The 4712-nt window shown below is 71.0% G+C and carries 2 protein-coding genes and 1 pseudogene; 1 reads left to right on the forward strand and 2 read right to left on the reverse strand.

From position 1 onward, the window contains the following. Together G6048_RS46685 and G6048_RS46690 are read right to left on the reverse strand one after the other, a co-directional pair. Nucleotides 1-2500, reverse strand: a 2500-nt coding sequence (locus tag G6048_RS46685) for a glycosyl hydrolase family 95 catalytic domain-containing protein (RefSeq protein ID WP_235991117.1), incomplete at its 3' end; no start/stop codon positions are given. Between the two features lie 218 nt (nucleotides 2501-2718). Beyond that, on the reverse strand, nucleotides 2719-3699 hold the full coding sequence (locus G6048_RS46690) for a helix-turn-helix transcriptional regulator (protein ID WP_165345686.1): 981 nt from the start codon (nucleotides 3697-3699) through the stop codon (nucleotides 2719-2721). Between the two features lie 222 nt (nucleotides 3700-3921). On the opposite strand from G6048_RS46690, the pseudogene G6048_RS46695 reads away from it, so the two are divergent. Next, nucleotides 3922-4712 (forward strand): annotated as a pseudogene (locus G6048_RS46695) (hypothetical protein); the annotation flags it as partial.

Consider the following 4712-nt stretch of genomic DNA (forward strand, 5'->3'; position numbering starts at 1 on the left):
GGTTCCTGGAGTGCAACCCCTCGCGCCGCGGACACCGGGCTGCTGTACGCGCGCAGTCCGGCCGATCAGTTCCGTATCGGCGCCGACGGCGGCGATGATGCCCGGCACGGCGTGCGGCAGGTACAGCAGCATCTGCGCGGTGCGGCGCCGCCTCGTTCGGCCCGACCGGAGCGATCCGTGGGTCCGGACGGTCGCCCTTGGCGGTGACCAGCGCCGATTCGCCCTTGCGCAGGGCGATACGGATCGTGCCGTCACCGACGGAGTCGTAGCGCAGCGGGCGCCCCCGGCTGTCCCGTACGTCGACGGGGCCCGCAACGCCGTGCCGTACGACGCAGGGCGCGCCCGCCTCACTCACCAGCCGCACCCACCGCGTCGCCCCACCCTCCCGCACCGCGCTGAGCAGAAACGCCCCTTGCGTACGGAAGTTGTGGACCGTCAGGTCCGCCCATGCCGCGGGGAGTGCGGGGAAGACGCGAACGATGCCGCCCCAGGACTGGCAGATCATGTCGTGCAGGGACTGGGCTGCCGACAGGGGGGTCTCGATGACCGGGCCGGTCTCCTTGTACATGGTGTTGGGCTGGATGAAGCGGGACATCAGCTGGCCGAGATACGTGAGCGCGTCCTCGCCCTTGCCGAGCAGGGCCGAGATCGAGGCCGCGCCCGTGAATGTGTAGCCCTGGAGGGCCCCCTCGAAGCCGACCCAGTGGGCCAACGACCTCTCGATCACGGCCTTTTCGTCCGGCGTACGCCCCGTCAGCTCGTACAACGGATACACCGCCAGCAGATGCGAGTAGTGGCGGTGCGACTTCGCGAAGGGGATGTCCGCGCCGATCATGAAGCCGTTCTCGTCGGTCGGATACGCCGCCCGTCTGGCCAGCACCTCGCGCCAGCGCGGGGCCAACTCGTCGTCGACGCCGAGGAGTTCGGCCGACTCCAGCAACGTACGGCAGCCCCATGTCAGCAGCATCAGGTCGTAGTTGCAGTCCCTGGAGTTGCCGCCGTACTCCGGTGAGAAGGTGGCCGGCAGATGCAACTTGCCGTCCGCGCCCGGCTCCAGGAAGTGCAGGTAGTAGTTGATCGCCTTGCGGAGGAGAGGGAAGAGGACGTCGCGGAGGATCGACTCGTCCATGGTGTGGCGATAGCTGAGCCAGACGTTGTGCAGCGCCCAGGTGAGGTTGCCGACCTCGGGAGTCGGCGGGTCCTGGCCCGGGATGCCGACGCCGTAGCCCAGTACGGGGCCCGTCGCGCCGCCGTTGACCAGCGAGGCGTCGGTGGTGCGCGGGATACCGAGGGAGTCGGCGCGGTACGCGGGCGCCATCTCGGCGGTGAGGTTGTCGCGGAACTCGCTCAACGCCCTTGTCACGGCATCGAGTTCGAGATGGTTGGAGCCGTGGATGAGCCAGTACTCCAACTGCACGTTCAGGTTCCACCACGTCGCCGGCCACGGCGTGGACTCGACCCAGGGGCCGCACGTGGCCATCACGGGCGCGTCGCGCCGGGCCGCCGCCGCCGTCTTGTAGAGCTGAATCCAGTAGAAGCGCTGGATGCGCGCGTCGGGCAGCGAGAGGAAACTCTTCCGATAGAAGGCCCGCCACCAGGCACGATGCGTCACCGCCAGGAGGTCGTACGAGAGGAGCGAGGCGCCGCGGACGGCGGCCAGTGCCCGACCGAGCGCCGTCGACTTCGGGTACGAGTGCGCGACATGCGCGTACAGCGTCCGCGTACGGCCCCGGGTGCGCTCCCGCCATGCGGTGACATGCTGACCGCCGGACAGCAGCGGTTGTACGGCGGTGGAGATGCCGTCGTGTTCCCCGGTCTCGGCGGGTGGGTTGGCCGCGTACCCCTCCGGCAGCGGCCGGAAATCGGCGCGCGGGCTGACCGCCTTCGCCGGGTGGAAGACCCACTTGAAGTCGCGCTCGCCCTCGTTCGGCGTGACCTCTATGGCCAGTACGGAGCGGGAGTTGTGCACCAGGGCGCGGATCGTGAGCGTGCCCTGGTCGGTGGTGAGCGTGCCGGTCAGCTCGGCGTCGCGCAGGCCGAGGCGCCAGTCCAGGCCGGTGATCGTGCCCACGGGCTCCAGGGTGAAGTGGCCGATCGGCAGCCGCGCGAGCCCGAAGAGCGAGCCGAACTCCGGGCGGTGGTCCTGGACTTCGGAGTGCTGCACGTTGAAGCGGACGGCCTCGGTCTCCCTGCCCGGTTCGGCGTAGATACCGGATCCCAGGAAGCCGTCGCCCAGGAACGGGCCCTCGTACCAGGTCTTCGGCATCCGCTGCCAGACCAGGTCGGCGTCGTCGAGGACGGTGCGCCAGGGGTCGGAGGCAGGGTGCGGGGCGGCCCCGGAGGCCGCTGTGCCGGACGTCTCTGAGCCGGAAGCCGCCGTGGCGGCTGTTGCCGGTGCGGGCAGGCCGCCCGCGAGCAGCGTTCCGCCGAGCGCGGAGCCGGTGGCGAGCACGGTACGTCTGGAGGGGCTGCTGGACCGAGGGCTGGACGGGCTGGGCATGACGCCTCCTGGCGGCTCGCACGACACAGGGATGCGATGCAGCTTCTCTGGATGGATTCATCGGAGCTATCCCAGTGCGCAAGTTAGAGATGAAGCGAGAGGTCGTCAATAAGTCGGGAGAGATCCGATGTGTTGAGTGTGTGTGCGGCGGGTTGGGCGGCGGGCGCGACCAGCCACGACGAGCCCGCAGCTTCGAACCGGCATGTTCAGCGGAGCGCTCAGTCCTTGCGTTCCCGGGCGACCCAGCCCCGCTCGTACGCCTGCCAGCCGAGCTGGAGTCGCGTGGTCACACCCGTCAGTTCCATGAGGCGTTTCACCCTGCGCTGTACGGTCCGCAGGCCCAGGTCGAGTTGCTTGGCGACGCTCGCGTCGGTCAGTCCGGCGAGGAGCAGGGAGAGGATCTCCAGGTCGGCGGTGTCGGGTCCGTCCTGCTCCTGCTCGGCGGGTGTGCCGGCCGCGCCGAGGCGCAGGGGGAGCGCCTCTCGCCACACCGACTCGAACAGCGCCGACAGTGAGGCGAGCAGTCCGCTCGCGTGTACCACGAGCGCGGCGGGGTCGAGGGCGCCCGGGGCCAGCGGCACCATGGCGAGCGTCCGGTCGGCGATCACGAGGTGGGTCGGCACCTTGTCCACGACCCGTATCTGTTCGTCGCGGCCGAGCGCCTCGGACAGTTCGGCGATGCCGGTGGGGCAGTGCAGCACGGCGCGCTCGACGACTACGCGGCGGCGGGCGGCCTTCTCCTTCGCGTCGTCCTCGGCCCCGGTGACGGCGTATGCGTCGGCGGTGACCAGCGCGCACACCTCCTCGCGTGCACCGAGCCGGAGTTGCAGCAGCCGCTGCGAGACGGCCGCCGCTCCCGTCACCACCTCGACCAGGTCGTGCCCAGCGGGCTCGGCGGCCTGCGCGCGGTACTCCTCGGCGAGCCGCGCCGCCGCCAGCTCCGCCTTCTCCAGCTCCTGACGCCGCTGGGTGAGCAGCGCGCCGAGGGCGACCCCGGGCGGCGCCGCTACCCAACGCCCCGGCTGGGCCGAGGACTTGGCCGCGAGCCCGTGCCGTTCCAGCCGACGTAGCGCCCGCTCCGTGTCGTACTCGCAGAGCGTGAGCCGCCGCGCGAGGTCCGGCACGTCGGCGGCGCCCACGGACACCAGCGCCCGGTACGCCGACTCATGTGTCTCGTCCAGACCGATCGCTCCCAGCATCCGGCGACGCCCCTCCTCGTTGACCAGCCGTGGCGGAAAAGTGCCACGGCGCAAACGTGCCGCCGCACATCATTCCCGTACCACCCGCCTCTCTGTCACGGTTACGTCACCCTGCCATCGTTACGTCACCGGGGGACCAGCTGCCGTTCGGCATCGGAGGCACTGGCCGGTTTTTCCGGATGCGCCGTTTTCAACCGGCCCGTCCGGTGGACAATTAGGGGCATGAGCCAGCAGGGGGAGACGCCCACCGGTCATGAGGACGACTGGTGGCGGCAGTTGTACGACGACTCCACCGAGGACACGGGGCCGGCGGCCGCGGCCGACTCCCTCGACGACCGGTTCGCCTCGGCGGCGGGAACGGTCGGAGTTGTTCCGCAACGGGGACCGTCCGGCGGGGACGCCCCCGCGAAACCGCCGGCCTCCGGGCCGCAGCCCCCGATGCCGCCGGGCGCCGACGCCTTGCGGCGCAGTGGGCTTCAGCGGCAGCGGGCGCCCTGGGAGGCACCGCCACCTGAACCGCAGGAGCCGGCCTCCTTTCCGCCGGGCCCCAGGCGGACTCCACCAGGTCCCAAGCCGCCGGGATTCCGCACGGAGGCGTCCAGCGGCGATACGTCCACGGAGACGCCGGGGGCGGCGCCGGTCGCTTCGGCCTCCGCCGGGGCCGATCGCGCCGATACGCGAGCGGATGCCTCGTACGGGAATGGGGTTGATCGGGTCGATACGCCCGCGGACGCCTCGTACGGGAATGCGGTCGATCGGGCCGATCCGCCTGCCGATGCCTCGTACGGAAATGGGGCTGATCGGGCCGAGCCGCCGACCGGCGGGCCCGCCACCTTGATCGACGCCCCTTCAGGCGTCCCTTCACGCGCTCCTTCAGGCACCCCGCCAACCCCGCAGGACGCACCACCCGACGACGCCCCGTCACCAGCCTCCTCAGACACGCCGTACGCCCCTCACACCTCCGCCCAGCAGCGGCAGCTCGGTCTCCGGGCAGCCTCCGGCCAGCTCCTCGA

This window comes from Streptomyces ureilyticus (assembly GCF_011045025.1).
GTDB lineage: Bacteria > Actinomycetota > Actinomycetes > Streptomycetales > Streptomycetaceae > Streptomyces > Streptomyces ureilyticus.

Coding starts and splice junctions, on each gene's coding strand:
- G6048_RS46690 (WP_165345686.1), bottom strand. CDS start 3,699: ATGCTGGGAGCGATCGGTCTGGACGAGACACATGAGTCGGCGTACCGG.